This is a genomic window from Rhizobium sp. RU35A (assembly GCF_900156005.1).
Classification (GTDB): domain Bacteria; phylum Pseudomonadota; class Alphaproteobacteria; order Rhizobiales; family Rhizobiaceae; genus Neorhizobium; species Neorhizobium straminoryzae.
Genome location: NZ_FTMR01000015.1, coordinates 37,800 through 57,090, shown reverse-complemented (window position 1 = coordinate 57,090; position 19,291 = coordinate 37,800). Strand labels below are relative to the sequence as shown.

Below are 19,291 nucleotides of genomic sequence, written 5' to 3'. Positions count from 1 at the left end.
AAATGCTGGTTGTAGCAGCTCTTGGCGGCAACGCCTTACTACGACGCGGTGAGGCTTTGACGGCCGAGGCGCAACGCACAAACATTCAGGTCGCGGCCCGGTCTCTTGCGGCAATCATTCGGGCCGGTCACAGGCTGGTTGTTACGCATGGAAACGGTCCACAGGTCGGTTTGCTCGCCCTGCAAGGGGCGGCCTACAAAGCGGACGAAGCCTATCCGCTCGATGTCCTCGGTGCAGAAACCGAAGGCATGATCGGATACATGATTGAGCAGGAGCTTGAGAATGCGCTCGGTCATTCCCAACCCGTGGCCACCCTCCTGACACAGGTCGTTGTTGATCCCAAGGACCCGGCTTTCAAGAAGCCCAGCAAATTTGTCGGGCCGGTATACGACAAGACTGAAGCCGAGAGGCACGCGAAGGCGGCTGGATGGGCGATTGCCCGAGACGGAGACCGATGGCGTAGGGTCGTGGCATCACCACGGCCCGTTGAAATTCCCGATTGGAAAGTCCTGAAGCTCCTGCTCAATCAGGGCGTGATCGTGGTCTGCGCGGGCGGAGGTGGCATTCCGGTCGTGCGACGCGCGGATGGCAGCCTCTTCGGCATCGAGGCCGTCATCGACAAGGATGCGGCAAGCGCGCTACTTGCCCGGCAACTCCATGCCGATGCGCTTCTCCTCCTGACCGATGTCGAGGCGGTGTTTCAAGGCTATGGTCAGGCGGATGCTGTCGCCCTTTCAAGCCTGACACCGCAGAAAGCGCGTAGTCTGGGTGCACCCTCAGGCTCCATGGGCCCAAAGCTTGCCGCCGCTGCCGAGTTTGCCGAAACCGGTGGCTTTGCCGGGATTGGTCGTCTGGACGATGCCATCGCGATACTGGAAGCGCGTGCAGGGACCAAGATTGCGAGGGATTGATGATGTCGCCACAGCAATCGGGCATGGCATGGAGGCCAGACGGGTTCGCTGACCGCAATGCCCCGCCGTCTCCATCCCAAGATCTCACCGCAACGGCAGATAGCTCCAGGATCAGGCTGCAGAAGATTGCCGCCGCAGACGTCGAGACTGTCTTCCGTGAACTGATGACGAGCCCACTAGGCCTTTCGGTAGTCGAGGTGAAGTCGCGACTGCAGACCTATGGACCGAATTTGGCCGGGGGACAGGAGCGATCCACTTTCCTTCGTGAACTCTGGGACAAGTTGAAGAATCCGTTGAACGCCCTTCTGTTCGGTCTTGCAGGGCTTTCATGGCTTCTCTCCGATCTCCGTTCCGCATTTGTCATTGCGACCATGGTGGTCTTGAGCATCGGCCTCAGCTACATCCAGGAGCATCGGTCCAGCATGGCGGCGGCAAAGCTCGCCAATATGGTGCGTGTACAGGTCAGCGCAAAACGGCAAGGGCTTGCCAGCGTCGACGACGAAGGTTTCGCCGCAATCCCCCTTGATGGCCTGGTGCCCGGAGATCTCGTCAAGCTGTCGGCAGGTGACATGGTGCCCGCTGATGTCAGGCTTTGCAGCGCCAATGATCTTTACGTGAACCAGTCGACGCTGACAGGCGAGTCCATGCCTGTCGAGAAAAGCGCCGATCCCATCCCGCCCGGGGACCGTGATCTGCTGAGCCTGCCCAACATCTGCTTCATGGGCTCGAGCATCTCCAGCGGTTATGGGACCGCCCTGGTCGTGCATACGGGCGATGCCACTTCCTTTGGAACGCTGGCACGCCAGATCATGGCAGCGGACACCGAGACGAGCTTTGATCGAGGGATCAGACGCTTCTCCTGGCTCATGGTTCGGTTCATCCTGGTGATGGTGCCCCTCGTCTTCCTGATAAACGGCTTGACCAAACACAATTGGTGGGAGGCACTGTTTTTTGCCGTGGCCGTGGCTGTCGGTCTTGCGCCGGAAATGTTGCCCATGATTGTCACCGTCAATCTGGCCCAGGGCGCGATGGCGATGGCGAAGAAACATGCGATCGTCAAGCGCCTCGATGCGATCCAGAACTTCGGGGCGATGGACGTGTTGTGCACTGACAAGACCGGCACGCTGACCCAGGACCGTGTCGTGCTGAAACTGCACCTCGACGTCGCAGGCCTCAATGACGACAGCGTTCTCGAATACGCCTACCTCAACAGCCATTTCGAAAGTGGATTGAAGAACCTTCTCGACATCGCCATCCAGGAGCATGCAGAGCTTGAGGATCATTTGTCTGTGGAGGGTGGGTACCGGAAGCTCGACGAGATCCCTTTCGATTTCAATCGCCGTCGGCTCTCGGTCATTGTCGAGACACCTGAGCGAAAAGCCATGCTGATCTGCAAGGGGGCCGTTGAAGAGGTGCTTGCAGTCTGCGTGAATTGCCGGACTTCTGAAGGGGTGCGACCGCTCGACGAGACCCAGCGTGCGAAAGTCGCCACCGTGACGTCCAAGCTCAATGGCGACGGCTTCCGCGTCATTGCTTTGGCAACGAGGGAGGATGCTGAGCCTCAATCGTCCTATCGCACCGACGATGAAAAGGCTCTCACCCTGCAGGGCTTCATAGCCTTTCTCGACCCGCCTAAGGAAACGGCAGCCCCCGCACTTTCGGCGCTGGCCGCGTCCGGTGTCGCCATCAAGATCCTGACCGGGGACAATGACTTGGTGACGTTGAAAACCTGCCGGGATGTCGGCCTCGCCGTGACCGGGGTCGTCACGGGTCGCGAGATCGAAGACATGGATGATGTGGCTTTTGGAGACGCAGTCGAGAAGGCCAATGTCTTCGCTAAGGTTTCACCGCAGCAGAAGGCGCGGATCATAGCAGCACTTCAGGCAAAGGCGCATGTCGTCGGGTTTCTCGGCGACGGCATCAATGACGGACCTGCGCTCAAGCGGGCCGACGTCGGCATATCCGTTGATACCGCAGCAGATATCGCAAAGGAATCAGCAGACATCATCCTTCTTGAAAAGAACCTCTCGATCCTAAACGAGGGCGTTCTTGAGGGACGAAGGGTGTTTGGCAATATCGTCAAATACATCAAGATGAGTGCGAGCTCGAGTTTCGGAAACATGTTCAGCGTACTCGGTGCCTCCGTCTTCCTGCCTTTCCTGCCGATGGCACCGCTCCAGGTACTCGCCAACAACCTGCTCTACGATTTCTCGCAGACGACGATCCCGACCGACACTGTTGATGAGGAGTATCTGCAAAGACCGCGCAAATGGGAAATCGGCAACATCATGCGTTTCATGCTCTTCATTGGCCCGATGAGCTCGATCTTTGACTATGCGACCTACGCGACCATGCTCTACGTCTTCGATGCCTGGGCGAACCCCTCTCTCTTCCAGACAGGATGGTTCGTGGAATCGATCCTGTCGCAGACCCTGATCATTCACGTCATTCGGACAACAAAGCGGCCATTCATCGACAGTTGGGCAAGCCCGTCTCTAATCGCCTCAACGGTCATTATATGCGCAGTCGCGATCGCGTTGCCTTACTCACCTTTGGCCGCCGTTTTGGGCTTTCAGCCACTACCCCTTCTGTACTGGCCCATTGTTGCCTCGTTTCTGGTTGGCTACACCGTGCTGACAACCATCGTGAAAACCTGGTTCGTCAGAAAATGGGGAGTTTAGCAGTGGAAGGGCTTGAGACTACCGTTTGGAACTCCCGGCAACCTTTGGTCAGTTGTTCTGTGCGACCTTGGTTGTGTGCAGCATTGAGCTGTAACCTAAAAGTATTGACGCTAGGTTGTTCTGAACCTGAGCTCGCGGAGGCACGAGTTCAAGTTCAGCGTCACCTGGATCCAGGCTGCTCTCTGGCTCGGTTTAGCGGCTAATGCAGCGTTTCGAGCCAGGAGATGCACTGATCGGCGGTAGCGGTCTCGGACTTTTCGTCATCAAGCCGGTCGCCGACCATAGCGGCATGACCTTGCAATTCATCTTCCCGAGGCCAATCAAGGACAATGGGTCAAGGTCAGGTAAAGCTGCCGCTCACTTCAGCATTTTGCTCTTTCGACGTGTGTCAAGTCGTCAGCCGCGAAGATGATTGTCGGATCAAGATCAAACGGATCGGAGCAAAGATGCGGTAAGGTGCAATAGTAGGCCTAGATGAAGTCATGCCCACTGCGGGCCATAAGGAGACGCAATGACGCTTGATATCGGAGACCTATGGCGTGATCAGCGGTCACGACTCCTGATTGGTTTTGCCTCAACAGGGCTGGCTGTCGGTGGCTTGCTCTCGTGGTTTGACCAGCCGATGGAGGCCGGCTGGGTCTGGTCGATCGCGACTGCACCTGTCCTTATGGGATTGTTCGCCCAGATCTTAATCTCTCTGCGAAATGGTGATATCGGGCTTGATATTGTGGCGGCGCTATCGATGTCCGCAGCCTTGGCGTTTGGTGAACCCTTGGCGGCGAATGTCGTGGCAATGATGTATGCGGGCGGGCAGCTCCTCGAGGATTTTGCGCAGGGTCGGGCGAAGAGGGAGATGACGGCGCTGATGGGCCGCGTGGCTCAGAATACCATGCGGTTTAATGGTGACGTGCTGGAACAGGTGCCGATTGCCGATATCAAGCCGGGGGATCGGCTTCTCATTCGGCAAGGCGACGTCCTGCCGGTAGACGGTCGCGTGGTCAGCGAGATTGCTGTACTCGATCTATCAGCGCTCACGGGCGAATCTCTTCCACAAAACATCCTGAAAGGCAGCGAAGCGCTCAGCGGGGCAGCGTCTGTCGGTGCCGCGTTTGAGCTTGTCGCAATCCGCCCGGCTGCCGAAAGCACATATGCGGGCATCGTCCGTCTAGTCGAGGCGGCTCAATCGAGCAAGGCGCCCATGGCCCGCATGGCCGACCGCTACGCCGTCGGCTTTCTGGCACTTACAGTCGCGATCGCCGCACTCACTTGGTTTTTCACGCAGGATACGATCCGCGTACTGTCCGTGCTAGTCGTCGCGACACCATGCCCGCTTATCCTCGCCGTTCCTGTTGCGCTGATCTCGGGCATGTCGCGCACTGCGCGGATGGGCGTACTGGTCAAAGGCGGCGGTGTACTCGAGGCAATGTCGAGGGTGCGGACCGTCATCCTCGACAAGACCGGAACAATTACACACGGGCAGGCGGCTATTACTGAAATAAGGACGCGTGCGGGATATGCCGAGGCGGATATTCTGAAGGCCGCTGCCAGTCTCGATCAGGCGTCGGGCCATGTTGTCGCAACCGCGCTGATTAATGCAGCGCAGGCAGCTGGGCTGGTCTTGTCCGTCCCGATTGCGGTGGTGGAAACACCTGGTACTGGTATCGAGGGGCTTGTGGATGGTCGTCAAGTCGTTGTTGGCGGGAACGGTTTCGTGGCGGCAATGTTCAGGCGGATGATCTGCTGCAGGATATTGACCCGGCTGCGATGACCGTGGCGGTTGGTATTGATGGCACGGTGGCAGGCATCATTGTTCTACAGGATCGGGTCCGTGCCGATGCGGAGCCCATGTTGGACGAATTGCGAAGGGCAGGGGTCCGGCGGCTGGTACTGGCATCCGGGGACCGCAGCGACATCGCTTGGAAAGTTGGCAAGCAACTCGGGTTTGATCTCGTGCTGGGCGATCTGTCGCCGCATGCCAAAGTTGCTGCTGTGCGCAACGAGATCGTCAATGGCCCGGTTATGATGGTAGGGGACGGCGTCAACGATGCCCCAGCGCTTGCCGCTGCCGATGTGGGCGTCGCTATGGGAGCGTACGGAACGGCTTCGTCTTCTGAAGCTGCCGGTGTTGTTCTGCTGGTGGATGAACTCGCGCCGCTGGTGAAGGCTATGTCCGTGGCGCGCCGCAGCCGGTCAATTGCAGTCCAAAGCGTCGTAGTTGGCCTTGGGCTCTCATTCTTTGCCATGGCATTTGCCAGCCTTGGCTATCTGCCGCCGGTTCAGGGGGCTTTGGCGCAAGAAGTGATCGACGTCGCGGTTATTCTGAACGCCTTGCGAGCGCTTCGATAGATCTTTGTTGTCCAAGGCGCCGGGGGCAATTGCGCCATTTTCCATGGTGTGCAGGTTTTTCTATGGGCTAGCCGCCATCTCGCCCAACGATCATGCTGCCTCTCTAAGGGCACGATAGACGCTCGCCCGGCCTATGTTCAGCGTCTTAGCAATTTCTGTCGGTCCCATTCCGTCGGACCTAAGCCGGCGGATCTCAGCAACATCGACATGGGGCTTTCTGCCTTTGTACACCCCTCTGCTTTTCGCTGCGGCGATGCCTTCCATCTGTCGCTCTCTGCGAAGGTTCGTTTCGAACTCAGCGAACACGCCTAGCATATCGAGGAAAGCTTTGCCGGCCGCCGAGCTGGTGTCGATTGGCTGTTCCGTCGCCTTCAGCGTTACCCCTTTCTGCTTGAGCAGCCTTACGATGTCCTGCAGATCCCCAACTGACCTTGCCAGCCGATCGACCCGCGTCACGACTAGGCTGTCGCCGTCGCGCATGAATTCCAGAAGCGTGTTAAGCTCCTTCCGATCCTGCTTGGTCGCTCCGGATTTCTTTTCCGCCCGGATGACAGTGCACCCGGCCGCCTTCAGAGCCGCCTCTTGAATCGCCAAATCCTGATCGATGGTGCTGACCCGCGCATACCCGTAAATTGCCATGAAACGTCTCATTAGGTTCTAGACCTTCAATGGGTAGCGTCTCATAACTACAAAATCAACCCAAATGATACACTGATTTGCGTCTCACGGAGATTGTCTCAATAGGTATACCCCAATGGGCATAGCAAAGCACGGGCCGGAGGATTATCTTGGATGAACTGCTGTCAAAGCGGGCGTTTATGCACGTTCAAACGCAACATCAACCGACCGATGAAATATTAAAGTCCCGATTCTATGTACGGAAAACAATGATTAGCAAGAAGAGCGATATCTAAATTCAATGACGGGAGCCAACCTGACATGGAACATTTTACGGATTTGTTGGGCGCGATATGGTTCAAATTCGGGAGATGGTCTTCGCCCAGAATTTGTAGCACGCCATTGACGATGATCAGTGTGTAAGAGAATGCTACTTTACGATAAGGATCTTGGCGTTGCCATTTCGTCCCAGAACATTTGTGGCAACGTCAGTGCCGTAGCGATGCATCCGGAAATCGGCATACGATGAGCCGAGCTTGATATTGCGCAACACAATCTCATCCAGGAATGCGGGCATGATCGGATCGCGGAAACGGATCTCATTTTTAGTATGAGCCTGCTCAAGGCCGAGGCAGGCACCCAGAACGCCGAACAGCGCAGAGGCGGCCCAGGCCTGTGGTGAACACGCGACCGGATAAGGGGTTGGTCCTCGACCGGGCCGCCGGATGAAACCGCAGAACAACTCGGGCAGACGTCGCATCTCCTGCTCCTTTGCCGCATCAAACAGACCTGTGAACACCCGCGCCGCCTCTTGTTTAAGGTTGTAGCGCGCAAGCCCGATCGCAATCGCGGCGTTGTCGTGCGGCCATATCGAGCCGTTGTGGTAAGACATGGGATTGTAGCGTGCTTCGCCCTGGGCAAGGGTCCGGATGCCCCAGCCGCTGTAGCCTTCCTTGCTCAACAGGGTTGCCGCGACGCGTGCCGCCCTTTCGGGCGACGTAACGCCTGCAAACAGGGCATGGCCTGCGTTGGAACTTCGCACGCGACACGGGCGCTTCATGCCGTCGAGCGCCAGAACGTAGGTTCCGAGGCCCTCATCCCAGAATTCGGATTCGAAGCGAAGGCGCAGGTGTTGGGCGGCGGCTATCAGATCGGCGGCCCGCTGGTGATGCCCGAGTCGTTCGGCCATTCGGGCGGCTGCACGCTTGGCTGCAAAGACATAAGCTTGCACCTCGCACAGGGCGATGGATCCTGTCGCGTCCGTTCCGTCTTCGTGGAAGATGGAGTCGTGGGAATCCTTCCAGCCCTGGTTTTTCAGGCTGCCATTGCTTTCCGCCTGGTACTCGACAAAGCCGTCTCCGTCTCGGTCGCCATACTCATCGATCCAGCGCAACGCTGCGTCGATGTTCGGCCAGATCTCGGCAATGGTCCCAAGGTCACCGGTGGCGTCCAGATACATTCCTGCCAGCATCACGAAGAGCGGCGTTGAATCGACGCTGCCATAGTAGCGGCCGAATGGCACTTCACCAAGATTGGCCATTTCGCCATGGCGCACCTCGTGAAGGATCTTGCCCGGCTGCGCGTCAGCGCGGGGATCTGTTTCGCGGGATTGCATCGCCGCCAAGGTGCGCAGAACGCCGCGTGCGATCGACGGGTCCATCCACAGCATGAACATGGCCGTAAAAATCCCATCGCGTCCGAAAATCGTGCTGAACCAGGGAATTCCCGCATAAGGATAGGGGCCGGAGTCAGTCGGCGTGACCAGCATATAGACGTCGGAGGTGGCACGGCAGGCAACTTCATTGAAAAGGTCGCTCGAGCTTTGCACCGTGGCGATGCTCCGCGTCTGGACGCGTCTGGCGCGGCGGCTTTCACGGTAGGCGCTGAAGAACTCCAGCAACGGCGTGGACTCGCCCTCCTCACAGGCGACGGTCAGGAAGATCGACTTCTTTTCGCCCGGCGCAAGTGTCAGCTCCAGCGTCGACCGGTCTGTCTCCAGACGTTCGGGAACAGGCGTGAAAGCAATCCGCGTGCGGCGCTCCACCTCATCCAGACCCAGATAGCGAAATTCGACCGTGTTGGCGGTTACCACATCGGACGTTCCGTGCCCCCGTTTTGCCCGCGTCATCCCGCGAACCTCGAACAGGTCGCGAAAATCCGCACTGAAGGTGTAATCGATGGTCAAGCGGCGGTCGATCGGCGTGAAGTTCCGCACGCTAAGACGCTCGTAAAACACTCCCTTGTAGAGAAACTTCGTGCGTTCGAAGAAGATGGTCTCCCGGGGCAGTGCCGCGGCACCATCTTCGATATCAGGATTTGTGAGATCGACGGACAGTGCAGCCTTGTCGTCGTGATTGGAGGAATTCAGCAGCAGGAGCTTGCGCCCCTGAAACCGAAGCTCCAACTGAGACAGAAATCTCGTATCGCGATGAAACAAGCCCTCCACGGTATTGTGGCCGGCAATATCTCCATGGCTGTTCAGGACTGCGAAAGTATCCCCATCCTTCAGTTTCTGTAGCGACCAGCCGACCAGGGAGGTCTCAACTTCAAGATCGTAGCGAATGGCGTCCAGGTTTTCCGATACTTCGAACGGGGGATCAACAGGGGATCCCATCAGACCGGCCCGTGAACGGGGGATGCAAAGCCAGGGCGGTCGCCGGAAAGGTTTGTCGCTGCCACGACCTGCACCAAGGGTGCCGGAGCAATATCGGCAAGCTGACGACGTTGAGGTCCCATCCTCACCGGCACATCCGATAGACCTGTGTACTCCGCGACATAGTCCGATGCCATCCGTGCGGCGGTGAAGCGCTCCTCGAAGCGCTGCCGGACCGCCGTCCGGTCCAGATCGGCGGCCATTCGGACCGCCGCGACGGCCCCTTCGATCGAGTCGACGATAAAGCCTGTCACGCCCTCGTCCATAACCTCCGGAACCGAGCCCCGGCGCCAGGCAATCGTCGGCGTTCCTTCTCGCATGGCCTCGATCATCACCAGTCCGAACGGCTCCGGCCAGTCGATGGGAAACAGCAGAGCGATGGCGTTTCCGAGAAAGTCGCGCTTCGCGTGGTCACCGATCTCGCCGATGAAGTCGATCAGGGGGTGATCAAGTTGCGGGCGGATGACATGGTCGAAGTAGTCTTGGTCGGCTGGATCGACTTTCGCCGCGATCTTGAGGGCGATGCCCGTCCGCTTTGCAATCTCGATCGCCCGGTCGGGGCGTTTCTCCGGAGCAACGCGTCCCAGAAAGGCAAGATAGTCGCGTTTGGCTGCAGTGAAGGGCACCGGACCTGCGGGAAGGCCATGTTGAATGTTGGCCAACCAGTTGGCGTCGGGAAGCGGCAGCCGCTGGTTCTGGGAAATCGAAACGAGCGGCATCTCCGGAAACGCATGATAGACAGGATGAAAATCTGGCAGGTCCAATCTGCCATGCAGTGTGGTCAGACAAGGAACGGAGGAGGCTCGAAACGCTGGAAACTGGAGCAGATCGACGTGGAAGTGGATGACGTCGAAGGACGAAGCCCGCCGGCGAACCTCCTCCAGCATGACCAGGAGGCTTGCCGTGTGATCCCGAATGCCTCCCAATCTCAACCCCTGAGGAACCGCCTGCACGAGTTCAGCAGACGTCTCAGAATCTCCGCTGGCAAAGAGCGTGACATCGTGGCCCTGCTCGACGAGCTCTTCCGTCAACCAGGAGACGACACGTTCCGTGCCGCCATAAAGCTTCGGCGGAACGGATTCCGCCAGGGGTGCGACTTGTGCGATACGCATTTGAAGTTTCTCTGTTGTGCCAAGCGTCTGTCCAGCACGAGGCTTCGTAGGGACCGCCGGCATCCGCTCACGAGGGCGTTGCTAAGGCACAAGAACAGCGAAGGATTGTATATGGAGTGCCATACGGATTTGGCCAGTGCTGCGCGGCATTTACACGACTTTCGGTTGTTTTTTTTGGGGGGGGCTCCGCGGCTTTGCGATCACGTCCGCCGCATCAGCGAAACCATCGCAACTGAACACGTGAACGTGAAAAACCAAAAGTTGATTGTTGTAAAATCATGTCCATCTAAAGTAGACGGAAAACGATCAAATCACCGACATTCACAAACAGATTCTCAGGCTTCGTGAAGCACTTCCCGTATGGGGGGCCGAGGCGAATGACCTTGTCGAGCTTGCACGAAATGCAGAGCGCGCGGGGCTTATTGGAAAATACCAGAGGCTGGCACGACACGCTTTTGTATTGGGAGAAGCAAGAGGCCCCTGCTGCCCTCAGTGCCGATATTCGCGTGATCAGAGGCTCTCTCAACGCCATGCGCCTGGAGGTCGATTCCGCGACCAGCAAGTTCAGGCTGTAGTCTCGATCTTTCGCCCTGCCGCTGCGTGGCGCTCCTTTGCTGACCGCTGACGCAAGTCGGATCTGGAATAATCCAGCTCCCGGGGGAACTTCGTCCGCCCCGCAGCCAGTCAATGTCCTTGGAAGAGTTCGATGATCAAATTGTTGTTCGCCACCCTGGCGATTGTGATATCCGCGCAGACTGTCTTTGCGGGAACGGCCGCCGATGTGGTGCCAACGCCACGGCCACCGACCGATCTGGCCGTTGCCTATGTCGCCAGTCAGCCTGCGCCGCCAAACCCGGTTCAAATGACGGAGACCCTCAAGGTCGGTCATACGATTCCGGCGAACCTCTTGCTCTTGCCGATACCAGACAGCCCTGATTACGCCTTTGTGTTCGTAAACCAGATACGCCTGATCGTCGATGCGAGAACGCGTGTCGTCATCCAGGTGGTCGACTGATCAAAGACACCTGAGGCTTCGCATCTACCATAACTCGGCCTTGCCACCACTTATAGGGACGAAGCGTTGCGGCGACCGCGACATTTTTCCGGCAGAGGTGGCGGTGGCAGGCCTGCACATTGACTGCAATTGCTGTCGCGGGCGCGCCCCAGGCGCCCATCCTCTGCTTCATGCCGAAAGGGCTGTGCTGCACCCTTCTGCCACGCCACCATCCGCTGAGGTCTGGCCCGGCATTGTTGCCCAGCCGCCGGCTTCAATGAACTGTCGCTTCTTGTACCGGTCCGGGAGAGCGTTGAATTCGATCAGCCGTTTTGCCGAATCCGGTGCAGCGTTGAACCGCTCGACACAAACAGCGGATGCAAGCTGCAGGTTCGCCGCTTCGCTTGCAGCCGTCGCCGCTCTCACGGCGCTGCTTCCCGTCATCCACCCTCCCCAGCCAAATCCGGCGACCATCGTGGCTACGGCCGTCATGCCGCAAGCCCAGACAAGGATGGTCTTCGAGGGCCGGTAGTTGTCCAGACGCTCGAACATCGTGGCTTTTCCTTTTTCCATGACCATGCGAATTCTCCTGTTCGCGTTCATTCTCGGCTGCGCCTCCTGGCGGAGCGTCTTGCGCGTCACACGTCACTTGAAGTGTTCGAGAGCCAATGTGATGGATCTGTTTGGGCGGGATTTGTAGGCGCTTTTGGCTGCATCGAGAATTTTTGAACGCAGCGCGTCGAACGAGGCGAGATAATCGCTTTCGCTCGCCGTCCAGGGCGAGAGCCCGGCCGTAAGCACTTCAGCGGGCACGTAAAACCTCACCTCGAACATACCGTCATAGCCGAGAAATCGGATGCGGGAATGCGTTTCATCGTAGCTTCGGCTGGAGTTGGGAAAGGAAAGCGCCATCACTGGCCTCCTTCGTCCTGCCATCTGTCGATGGCTTCGCTCTTGCGTGAGATGGCGACGGGCAAACCCTTGTGAAGGTCGACGCGCTTGCTCTGGAGGGCTAGGAGCAGTGTTTCCCGGGTTCTCTTCCCGTTACGGAACTCGGTCTTCAGAAAGACCGATGCCGCCTTTTTTGCATCGGAGTTTGCCGTAGCTTCAACGCCTCTGAAACCACCGGCTCTCAGGACATCCCTGATCATCGCAAAATCGGAGGGATCGAGGTGCTCTTGTAGGTGAGTGGAAGACATGTCGTCCTCCTTCGTTGGGGCGAGGAACGTCAATCCTCAATCGCAGCGCCCGTAAAACGAGCTGCTATCCCCTTACATGTCGTGCGGTCCAGCACCGTTTACAAGTGGGCTCGTCGATCCCGCCTGTGTAATTGACACGCTCATGCCCGCAGCGCTTGAGATGGTGGAGACGGATGCGTCCAGTCGTTTGGCCAGGGCATCAATGATCAGGGAGCCAAGACCCGCACCGGAAATGTCTCCAGGGGGCTTGGCTATCTGTCCAACGCCATTATCGCTGACAGTCAAATGCCATTCGGTCAGATGCGCTCTGTAGTTGATGATAACCTTCGCGTCAGGCTTGGGGACAGGGAAGGCATATTTGATCGCGTTGATGACCAGTTCGGTGACGATCAGGCCGAGGCTGACGGCCTCTTGCGAGGATATCCGGGTTTCACTCGCCGAGACTTCCAATGTGACCGGCGCACTGTCGAGCACGATCGAACTTGCCAGTCCCTTGCACAGCTTTGTCAGGTACGAAGACACATCAATTTCGTCCATCCCCGCATCGAGGTGCAGATAGTTCTGCACAGTCGCAACCGACACCACGCGCTGACGGGCGTCTTCAAGTACCCGGCGTGTCTCGTCCGAGCTGACAGCACGCGCTTTCAGCATCAGGATACTGGCGATGATCTGCAGGCTGTTGCCGATCCGATGTTGCATTTCCTGCAACAGCACACGTTGCTGGGCCAGAAGCTCTTCAGCCTTTTCAAGGAGTTGCTGCTTGTCGGCCGCGATCTGTCGGATCACCGTCACATCGGCAAATGCCAGCAGAGTGTTTGGCGTATTCGCAGACCGGATATTGAGAAGCCTGGACGTAATCGAAAAGATCCGCTTGCCGAACCGTCCAAGATCCTGCTCAAACTCCATGCCCTCCATCATGATACGCTGAGACACCGCTGCCGCGAGGGCCTGGCGTATGACAGGCCTGTTCCAATCGCCGTTTCCCAGATCCAGCAGGGATTTGGGATAGGCATGAGCGGGATTGATGTCGAAAGTCTCATAAAAACTGCTGTTGGCAGCGACGACGCAAAGGTCTTCGTCCAGAACGACGAAGGGTTGGGGCATGGTCTCCACGATCGCCCGCGCGAGCATGTTTGAATCGCGCATAGTCCCAAATTGCTTCACGGTCGCCGCTCCTGCCGTTATTCCGAGCTGTCCCGGCTCTCTCAGCAATCCAGACGTGCTGACCGTATATGGGATTTGTTGCTCCGCCTAGTGGAAAGGCGCGGCCTTCTCCTGCGCATATGCCGCATGCTGCGGCTTCACACCCTCGTCCTGCTGCTGTTGCGTAAAGAGTGACCAGGCCGAGACAAAGAGAGCTGCAATGAGGGGGCCGATCACGAAGCCACTCAACCCGAACAGGGAAATGCCGCCCAGAGTTGAAATCAGAATGATGTAATCGGGCAGGCGGGTACCTTTCCCGACGAGGGGCGGGCGCAGCAGGTTGTCGACCAAACCGATGAACACGACACCAACGAAGACGAGGACGCCCCCCTTCATCCACGCGCCGATGAGAAACATCCAGATCGCCGCCGGTCCCCAGACCAGCGCTGCACCGATGGCTGGCAACATCGATAGCAGAGTCATGATGACGGCCCAAAGCAGTGCCGCCTCCATCCCGATTATCCAGAATGTCAGCCCTCCGATAGTCCCCTGGATAATGGCTATGATAACGTTGCCTTTGACCGTTGCGCGCGCCACTTCCGCAAATTTGTCCAGGAATTTCCGCGTATAGGTGTCACTCAGGGGCGTTGTCTGACGAAGCGTCCCGGCAAGGCTTGCTCCATCCCTGAACAGGAAGAACAGCAGGTAGAGCATGAGCCCGATGCTGACAAACACATGAGCGGTATTCTGGCTAAAGCTCAGGACGCTGCCGGCGATGGATTGTCCTGCTTGCATTATGCCCGAGGAAATCTTTTCCGGCATTTGCGCGGCGCCTCCGAGCTTGAGGGAGGCCAGCCAGTCTTCGAGCGACGGTGGCAGGGCCTGCTCGATCTGATTGAGATAACTGTTGAGATCAATCTCGTTGTTGCTCATGCGCTGGTAAAGATTGGTCCCCTCCTGGATCAGTGAGGCCAAAACAATCATGGCAGGCAAAATGACCAGGAGCACGCATAACAGAACTGTCAGGAAGGCCGCGATGTTTTTGCGGCCTTTCATCCGCCTCTCAAGCCGGACGTGGATGGGGAAAAAGATGATGGCCAAGATGACCGCCCAGAGGATGGCGGTGTAATAGGGCAAAATAAGCCATACAAAGGAAATCGTCACGAGCGTCAAAAGGACGTAAAAACTTGTTCTTTGGATGGACATGGAGGCCGTTGCTTGTTCAGTCATCGCTGATGGATGGCAACTCGATTTCGACATCTCGTCGCTGTCGGTCGTCCATGGGCTCGATGTGCTTCATCCAGAAGTCGTTTGCGGCAGACGGCTCGTTCTCCCACTTGCGGGTATTGACGATGTTGTCGTCGATCTTGGCCCGTCGCGTTCCGCCAAGCCGCAGATACTCTGCCGCGAGCTTCGCGGACGGTGTTTTCGCGTCTGAAGGGTTCGCCTCTGCCGCCTTATCCTTGCCGAGCATGCCCAGCAGGGCATCGCGCTCGGGCGTTCCGATACGCTGCGCCAGAAAAGCGTCAATCGGGGTGCGCGTTTCGTATCCACCGGAAGACGGGTTGGCCCGGTGAAGCACCAGAGGATTGTCCGTTGCCGGATCTCGTCCCAACAGCCATCGATCCCCATTGGAACTGGCTGCAAATTCACGCCATTCGCTCATCGGCATATCCTCCCTGGATAGGGGTTTGGGGTCCTGGTTGGTTTTGGAAATGCATCTCAGTACCCCGCAGGCACCGGTTGCTCGGGGGGATCGGTATCTGGTTTCTTCGCCTTGATTTGCGTGGGGGGCAGTTCGATCACATTCAGCCGTTCGCCAAACGCCGGCTCCCGCATTTTTCTGACTACCGCCAGAATCACCACGTTATCTGTCTTTGACATGCCTCGTCTCCGTAGATTGCGATGCCTTACTGCTCGCCTTCATCCATGCTGCCGCCCTCGTTCTCCCATCGTCGGAGTGCCACTTTGTCGGAATGCGCTTTGCGCCGTTTCGAGATCGGATAGATCTCGCTCATGATCATGCCGGTTTGGATGCGTTCAATGATTGCGAGTTCACCGCCGTGATCGGGACCTGCAACGGCGCCAAGGTCGGTCGTCGAGTAGTTGCTGCGTTTTAACACGCGCCGGGTGATTTTTTCGGTCGCGCCAATGTCGTCGACCGGTTGCTTGTCTGTCGGCATAATGAAGCTCCCCTGAGCGAATGAGCGCTCGTGTGTGATCCCGATAGAATGCGCTAGCCGGCGTCTTTCGCCGGCATTGTCTGTGCGTCTATCGAGATGGTTGACAATCGAAAGCCTGCGTCTCGATCAGAATCAGACCCGGCAAACTGTGCCGGCTCGCTGTGAATGTGGCCGAGCGATGTATGTCGAGAGTAAAGGACAAAACCTGCAATGAGAGCATCAACTGGGCCGAGGTGTCAGATCGTAGCCGGTTAGATTTTGGCTGCCTACAGCATGCCTTGCTCCGTCAGTGCGGATATGGCGCCCGGCTCCAGACTTTCAAGTGCCGCGCGATGCCGTCGACAGGGTGGACCCATTCGCAGCCGACAACAGGCTGTGTCTCATGGATTCGTTCGTCGAAACACCGCTGTCCGGATCGGAAGAGAAAGCTCTGATCCAGCGCCCTGCGTGTATGGACGGTAATGTTTTTCCGATAGAAAAAATATTAATATGTTCAAACGGTTTTAATTATGAAAAAAACTCCCATCTATTGGATAGATAAAATCGAAAATTCAGAATTTTCCCGAATTATATCCTTCGATAAAGGCGAAATTTTCATGGGAATTCAGTTCAGCACGATGTAAGGATGTTTCATGTCGACGTCGAAGGGGCCTCACGCTGCACCGGTTAAACTTTCGGCCGGGGAGAAGGCTGCCGTGACCGATCAGACCGCTCGACACATCATATCCTCCGAGAACGCGCTCAGAGTGAGCAAGACGTCTCGTCTGCGCCAATTGCGTCTGGAAAAGGAAGCTCTGGCGAATTCCGAACCGGTGACTCGTTCCAAAAAGAAATAGTGGCCGGAACGCGTTCTGCCTCGTGTGATGCCGGATCGTACCGCCCAACCGTCCCGAAACGCGTCGACTGCGCGCGTCCTACCCGCAGTTCCTCTCGTCGCTCTTGTCTCGCACAGTTGCATTCATGGCCGGCGCCTCGATGAAGAAGGAGCAAGGCAATGCGTGCAGAATTCTATCCCGCCTCCATGTCGCGTAATCTCGTGAGGATCGGCCGACGTGAGTATGGCGACAACCTTCCTGCCGTTTCGGCGGATATTTCCGAGCGTTGCGGACGGCTGCGCATCATTGGCCTTACGAGCTTTTCCGCTCTCGACCGCCATGAGAGCGCAACCTGCCCGATTGGCCAGCCCGGAGCCGGCATTGCCGGCCTTGATCCCGCACGCCTTTGAGAGGATGAACCATGATACAGATCGACTATTCGTCGCCTGCAGGCTTTTTCGCGGGCAGGCGCGTGGGCGGGAGCACCAGCGGTCCCCGTTACAAGCGGTTCGACAATACCGCAGAGACCCTTCGGTTCGCTATTGAAGAACTGCCCTGTTCCCAGCTTCGGGGAGCGGTCCTCGAAATCGGCGACACGCGTTTCGAAAGCAACGAAATTCGTTCTCTGTATGATGCGGTCCATTATCCGCTTCCCCAAAAAGAAACGTAACGTCGATCGTGACGCCCCGCCGACGGATCTCCTTGCGACAATGAAGGCGCAGACGTCATGACGCTTTATTCGGTGAAGCACCGCACGCAGTACCAGTACACGCATCCCGTGACGTTCGGACGTCACCGTCTCATGTTCCGTCCGCGGGACAGCTTTGATCAAACTCTCCTCGCATGTTCTCTTCAGACAAGTCCTCCCCCGTCGTCCGTCCGTTGGATCTACGATGTCTTCGGCAATTGTATCGCCTTGGTCGACATTGAAGCGTCCTCGTTCGAATTGGTGATCGAAACGCGTATAAAGCTCGATCATACGGTCCATGTCCCGCTTGACCTGGAAATGCACACGGATGTGCGTGGCTATCCGTTCAGCTATGATGATGATGAAATCATTGATCTGGGACGAACCGTCGAGCGCCATTACCCCGACCCTGATAACGCTGTCGCTCCCTGGGCTCGGCAATTTGTTCCCGTCGCAGGTCCTGCCCGAACCGGCAATGTGCTGATGACCTTGTGTTATGCCATTCGGGAAAGCTTTTCCTATCGACGCCGTGAGAGCCGCGGCATTCAAACTCCGGTGGAGACTTTATGGCTTCGCAGCGGAACGTGCCGAGACTTCGCACTGTTGATGATGGAGGCGGTGCGCTCGCTGGGTTTGGCGGCTCGCTTTGTCACGGGCTATATCTATGTTCCCGACCGCGATGGCAATCCGAATCTGGGGGGTGGGGCAACCCATGCCTGGTGCCAAGTCTATCTCCCTGGTGCAGGTTGGGTGGAGTTTGATCCGACGAATGGCATCGTTGGAAACCGGGAACTGATCCGGGTTGGCGTTGCTCGTGACCCGAAGCAGGCGGTTCCTCTCTCCGGCAGTTTCGACGGGGCCCAAGGGAATCTAATTGACATGAATGTTCAGGTGAATGTGACGACCTGCGAATAAATGCACTGCTAAGATGGCCGCACGGAACACTCTGCATCCACAACCGTTGGTGGATCGCGTCGCCCCCGAGAAAGGAATTCTTTATGAAAATACGTGCCGGCTTCCGGATTGGCTATGAATGCAAGCAGGATACACCCATGTTGCTGGTCCTGAACCTTCATCCCAGCCGGCGCGGGGATTTGCTCGGGGATCAGACGATTTCCTTTGATCGCCCGATCAGGGCGTGGGAATATATGGATGGCTTCGGCAATGCGTGCAGCCGTATCGTTGCCCCGCAGGGCGTTACAACGATCAGCACCGGGTTTCAGATCTATGACGATGGTCAACCGGATTCTGTCCCCGTCAACGCCGTTCAACACGATATCAATGATCTACCCGATCATGTTCTCGTTTATCTTCTCGGGAGCCGTTACTGTGACACCGACCGCTTGGCGGATTTCGCCTGGGAGACCTTTTCCCATACGAGGCCCGGCTGGGATCGCGTGAAATCAATCCTCGATTATGCACACGACCGGATCGTGTTCGACTATTCGAAAGCTGATCCGACTAGAACGGCCTTTGGCGGTTGGCAGGACAGGGCGGGTGTGTGTCGAGACTATGCGCACCTCGCCATCACCTTGTGCCGATGCATGAATGTGCCGGCCCGCTATTGCACCGGCTATCTAGGGGACATCGGCGTGCCGACAGACCCAAACCCGATGGACTTCAGCGCTTGGTTCGAGGTGTTTTTGAGCGGCCGCTGGTACACCGTCGATGCGCGCCACAACACACCGAGAATCGGACGTGTTCTGATGGCAACCGGCAGGGATGCAACGGACGTGGCCATGTCCACCGCATTTGGCCCGGCGAAACTTGTGCACTTCGAGGTGACAACGGAGCAGAAGGATGCCTGACATCGTCCCGTGAACGCGATGCTGCCACAATGTTGCGCTAAAGATAGTGAATGTTCGGACATGTTGTCCGAGACCTTTTGAGCATTCCGTTCGGATCGCCGACGTGCTCACATTCCTTCAGCGGTTCCAAAATGCCGCAG

At 57.5% G+C, this 19,291-nt stretch carries 21 protein-coding genes; 10 read left to right on the top strand and 11 right to left on the bottom strand.

Features of this window, described 5'->3' with window-relative positions; translation table 11 throughout:
- The first annotated feature begins 2 nt into the window (after positions 1-2).
- The 4 genes from arcC (at position 3) to F3H95_RS27730 (ending at position 5,938) form a co-directional block, all read left to right on the top strand.
- Positions 3-911 carry a carbamate kinase gene (gene arcC, locus F3H95_RS24105; RefSeq protein ID WP_149747822.1) on the top strand — a complete coding sequence of 303 codons (909 nt, stop codon included), beginning with the start codon at positions 3-5 and terminating at the stop codon, positions 909-911.
- Positions 911-3,592: a magnesium-translocating P-type ATPase gene (gene mgtA, locus F3H95_RS24100; protein WP_244618122.1), complete on the top strand. Its 2,682-nt coding sequence runs from the start codon at positions 911-913 to the stop codon at positions 3,590-3,592. Before arcC ends, mgtA begins: the two co-directional genes overlap by 1 nt.
- 511 nt (positions 3,593-4,103) lie before the next feature.
- The gene (locus F3H95_RS27735) at positions 4,104-5,360 is read left to right on the top strand and encodes an HAD-IC family P-type ATPase (RefSeq protein ID WP_348530084.1); all 1,257 of its coding nucleotides are present in this window, start codon (positions 4,104-4,106) and stop codon (positions 5,358-5,360) included.
- On the top strand, positions 5,330-5,938 hold the full coding sequence (locus F3H95_RS27730) for an HAD-IC family P-type ATPase (RefSeq protein WP_348530086.1): 609 nt from the start codon (positions 5,330-5,332) through the stop codon (positions 5,936-5,938). The genes F3H95_RS27735 and F3H95_RS27730 overlap by 31 nt, the downstream gene beginning before the upstream one ends.
- A gap of 90 nt (positions 5,939-6,028) precedes the next feature.
- Here the strand turns inward: F3H95_RS27730 and F3H95_RS24090 are convergent, their stop codons facing one another.
- The 3 genes from F3H95_RS24090 to F3H95_RS24080 all read right to left on the bottom strand — a co-directional run bounded on the left by F3H95_RS24090 (position 6,029) and on the right by F3H95_RS24080 (position 10,321).
- Positions 6,029-6,577, bottom strand: a complete 549-nt coding sequence (locus tag F3H95_RS24090) for a recombinase family protein (RefSeq protein ID WP_149747821.1) — start codon at positions 6,575-6,577, stop codon at positions 6,029-6,031.
- A 409-nt stretch (positions 6,578-6,986) separates the two neighbouring features.
- A complete protein-coding gene (locus tag F3H95_RS24085; RefSeq protein WP_149747820.1) occupies positions 6,987-9,170 on the bottom strand; it encodes an amylo-alpha-1,6-glucosidase in 2,184 nt (727 codons plus the stop codon).
- Positions 9,170-10,321, bottom strand: a complete 1,152-nt coding sequence (locus tag F3H95_RS24080) for a glycosyltransferase family 4 protein (protein WP_149747819.1) — start codon at positions 10,319-10,321, stop codon at positions 9,170-9,172. The genes F3H95_RS24085 and F3H95_RS24080 overlap by 1 nt, the downstream gene beginning before the upstream one ends.
- 706 nt (positions 10,322-11,027) lie before the next feature.
- Between F3H95_RS24080 and F3H95_RS24075 the strand changes: the two genes are divergently transcribed.
- A complete protein-coding gene (locus F3H95_RS24075; protein ID WP_143127775.1) occupies positions 11,028-11,336 on the top strand; it encodes a DUF1236 domain-containing protein in 309 nt (102 codons plus the stop codon).
- A 168-nt stretch (positions 11,337-11,504) separates the two neighbouring features.
- On the opposite strand, the gene F3H95_RS24070 is transcribed toward F3H95_RS24075, so the two are convergent.
- The 8 genes from F3H95_RS24070 to F3H95_RS24040 all read right to left on the bottom strand — a co-directional run bounded on the left by F3H95_RS24070 (position 11,505) and on the right by F3H95_RS24040 (position 15,840).
- Entirely contained in the window at positions 11,505-11,894 is a 390-nt protein-coding gene (locus F3H95_RS24070; RefSeq protein ID WP_143127776.1) for a hypothetical protein, read from the bottom strand.
- Positions 11,895-11,960: 66 nt separating this feature from the next.
- Positions 11,961-12,227 carry a DUF1488 domain-containing protein gene (locus F3H95_RS24065; protein ID WP_149747818.1) on the bottom strand — a complete coding sequence of 89 codons (267 nt, stop codon included), beginning with the start codon at positions 12,225-12,227 and terminating at the stop codon, positions 11,961-11,963.
- Positions 12,227-12,514: a hypothetical protein gene (locus tag F3H95_RS24060; RefSeq protein WP_143127780.1), complete on the bottom strand. Its 288-nt coding sequence runs from the start codon at positions 12,512-12,514 to the stop codon at positions 12,227-12,229. Before F3H95_RS24060 ends, F3H95_RS24065 begins: the two co-directional genes overlap by 1 nt.
- Positions 12,515-12,586: 72 nt before the next feature.
- Complete coding sequence (locus F3H95_RS24055; protein ID WP_244618121.1) at positions 12,587-13,678, bottom strand: histidine kinase dimerization/phosphoacceptor domain -containing protein; 1,092 nt, start codon at positions 13,676-13,678, stop codon at positions 12,587-12,589.
- 87 nt (positions 13,679-13,765) lie between these two features.
- A complete protein-coding gene (locus tag F3H95_RS24050; protein ID WP_149747817.1) occupies positions 13,766-14,863 on the bottom strand; it encodes an AI-2E family transporter in 1,098 nt (365 codons plus the stop codon).
- Between the two features lie 16 nt (positions 14,864-14,879).
- Positions 14,880-15,323, bottom strand: coding sequence for a hypothetical protein (locus tag F3H95_RS27530; RefSeq protein ID WP_244618120.1), 444 nt, complete (start codon positions 15,321-15,323; stop codon positions 14,880-14,882).
- Between the two features lie 56 nt (positions 15,324-15,379).
- On the bottom strand, positions 15,380-15,541 hold the full coding sequence (locus tag F3H95_RS27280; RefSeq protein ID WP_185969984.1) for a hypothetical protein: 162 nt from the start codon (positions 15,539-15,541) through the stop codon (positions 15,380-15,382).
- 26 nt (positions 15,542-15,567) lie between these two features.
- A complete protein-coding gene (locus tag F3H95_RS24040; RefSeq protein ID WP_149747816.1) occupies positions 15,568-15,840 on the bottom strand; it encodes a hypothetical protein in 273 nt (90 codons plus the stop codon).
- A gap of 632 nt (positions 15,841-16,472) precedes the next feature.
- Here F3H95_RS24040 and F3H95_RS24035 point away from each other — a divergent pair.
- From F3H95_RS24035 to F3H95_RS24015, 5 genes are all read left to right on the top strand, one after another.
- On the top strand, positions 16,473-16,676 hold the full coding sequence (locus F3H95_RS24035; RefSeq protein WP_149747815.1) for a hypothetical protein: 204 nt from the start codon (positions 16,473-16,475) through the stop codon (positions 16,674-16,676).
- A gap of 158 nt (positions 16,677-16,834) precedes the next feature.
- Positions 16,835-17,065 (top strand): hypothetical protein, encoded by a 231-nt coding sequence (locus F3H95_RS24030; RefSeq protein ID WP_149747814.1) that lies wholly within the window; start codon positions 16,835-16,837, stop codon positions 17,063-17,065.
- Positions 17,066-17,076: 11 nt separating this feature from the next.
- Positions 17,077-17,325, top strand: a complete 249-nt coding sequence (locus F3H95_RS24025) for a hypothetical protein (RefSeq protein ID WP_149747813.1) — start codon at positions 17,077-17,079, stop codon at positions 17,323-17,325.
- A gap of 57 nt (positions 17,326-17,382) precedes the next feature.
- A complete protein-coding gene (locus F3H95_RS24020; RefSeq protein ID WP_149747812.1) occupies positions 17,383-18,258 on the top strand; it encodes a transglutaminase family protein in 876 nt (291 codons plus the stop codon).
- A gap of 83 nt (positions 18,259-18,341) precedes the next feature.
- The gene (locus F3H95_RS24015) at positions 18,342-19,151 is read left to right on the top strand and encodes a transglutaminase family protein (RefSeq protein WP_149747811.1); all 810 of its coding nucleotides are present in this window, start codon (positions 18,342-18,344) and stop codon (positions 19,149-19,151) included.
- Positions 19,152-19,291 lie beyond the last annotated feature (140 nt).

What these genes read in the sequence shown, in the direction of transcription:
- F3H95_RS27530 (WP_244618120.1), bottom strand. Translation starts at nt 15,323, where the DNA reads ATGAGCGAATGGCGTGAATTTGCAGCCAGTTCCAATGGGGATCGATGG.
- F3H95_RS24035 (WP_149747815.1), top strand. Translation starts at nt 16,473, where the DNA reads ATGTCGACGTCGAAGGGGCCTCACGCTGCACCGGTTAAACTTTCGGCC.
- arcC (WP_149747822.1), top strand. Translation starts at nt 3, where the DNA reads ATGCTGGTTGTAGCAGCTCTTGGCGGCAACGCCTTACTACGACGCGGT.
- F3H95_RS24080 (WP_149747819.1), bottom strand. Translation starts at nt 10,321, where the DNA reads ATGCGTATCGCACAAGTCGCACCCCTGGCGGAATCCGTTCCGCCGAAG.
- F3H95_RS24090 (WP_149747821.1), bottom strand. Translation starts at nt 6,577, where the DNA reads ATGGCAATTTACGGGTATGCGCGGGTCAGCACCATCGATCAGGATTTG.
- F3H95_RS24075 (WP_143127775.1), top strand. Translation starts at nt 11,028, where the DNA reads ATGATCAAATTGTTGTTCGCCACCCTGGCGATTGTGATATCCGCGCAG.
- mgtA (WP_244618122.1), top strand. Translation starts at nt 911, where the DNA reads ATGATGTCGCCACAGCAATCGGGCATGGCATGGAGGCCAGACGGGTTC.
- F3H95_RS24020 (WP_149747812.1), top strand. Translation starts at nt 17,383, where the DNA reads ATGACGCTTTATTCGGTGAAGCACCGCACGCAGTACCAGTACACGCAT.
- F3H95_RS24065 (WP_149747818.1), bottom strand. Translation starts at nt 12,227, where the DNA reads ATGGCGCTTTCCTTTCCCAACTCCAGCCGAAGCTACGATGAAACGCAT.
- F3H95_RS24030 (WP_149747814.1), top strand. Translation starts at nt 16,835, where the DNA reads ATGCGTGCAGAATTCTATCCCGCCTCCATGTCGCGTAATCTCGTGAGG.
- F3H95_RS24050 (WP_149747817.1), bottom strand. Translation starts at nt 14,863, where the DNA reads ATGTCCATCCAAAGAACAAGTTTTTACGTCCTTTTGACGCTCGTGACG.
- F3H95_RS27280 (WP_185969984.1), bottom strand. Translation starts at nt 15,541, where the DNA reads ATGTCAAAGACAGATAACGTGGTGATTCTGGCGGTAGTCAGAAAAATG.
- F3H95_RS27735 (WP_348530084.1), top strand. Translation starts at nt 4,104, where the DNA reads ATGACGCTTGATATCGGAGACCTATGGCGTGATCAGCGGTCACGACTC.
- F3H95_RS24070 (WP_143127776.1), bottom strand. Translation starts at nt 11,894, where the DNA reads ATGGTCATGGAAAAAGGAAAAGCCACGATGTTCGAGCGTCTGGACAAC.
- F3H95_RS24085 (WP_149747820.1), bottom strand. Translation starts at nt 9,170, where the DNA reads ATGGGATCCCCTGTTGATCCCCCGTTCGAAGTATCGGAAAACCTGGAC.
- F3H95_RS24040 (WP_149747816.1), bottom strand. Translation starts at nt 15,840, where the DNA reads ATGCCGACAGACAAGCAACCGGTCGACGACATTGGCGCGACCGAAAAA.
- F3H95_RS24025 (WP_149747813.1), top strand. Translation starts at nt 17,077, where the DNA reads ATGATACAGATCGACTATTCGTCGCCTGCAGGCTTTTTCGCGGGCAGG.
- F3H95_RS24060 (WP_143127780.1), bottom strand. Translation starts at nt 12,514, where the DNA reads ATGTCTTCCACTCACCTACAAGAGCACCTCGATCCCTCCGATTTTGCG.
- F3H95_RS24015 (WP_149747811.1), top strand. Translation starts at nt 18,342, where the DNA reads ATGAAAATACGTGCCGGCTTCCGGATTGGCTATGAATGCAAGCAGGAT.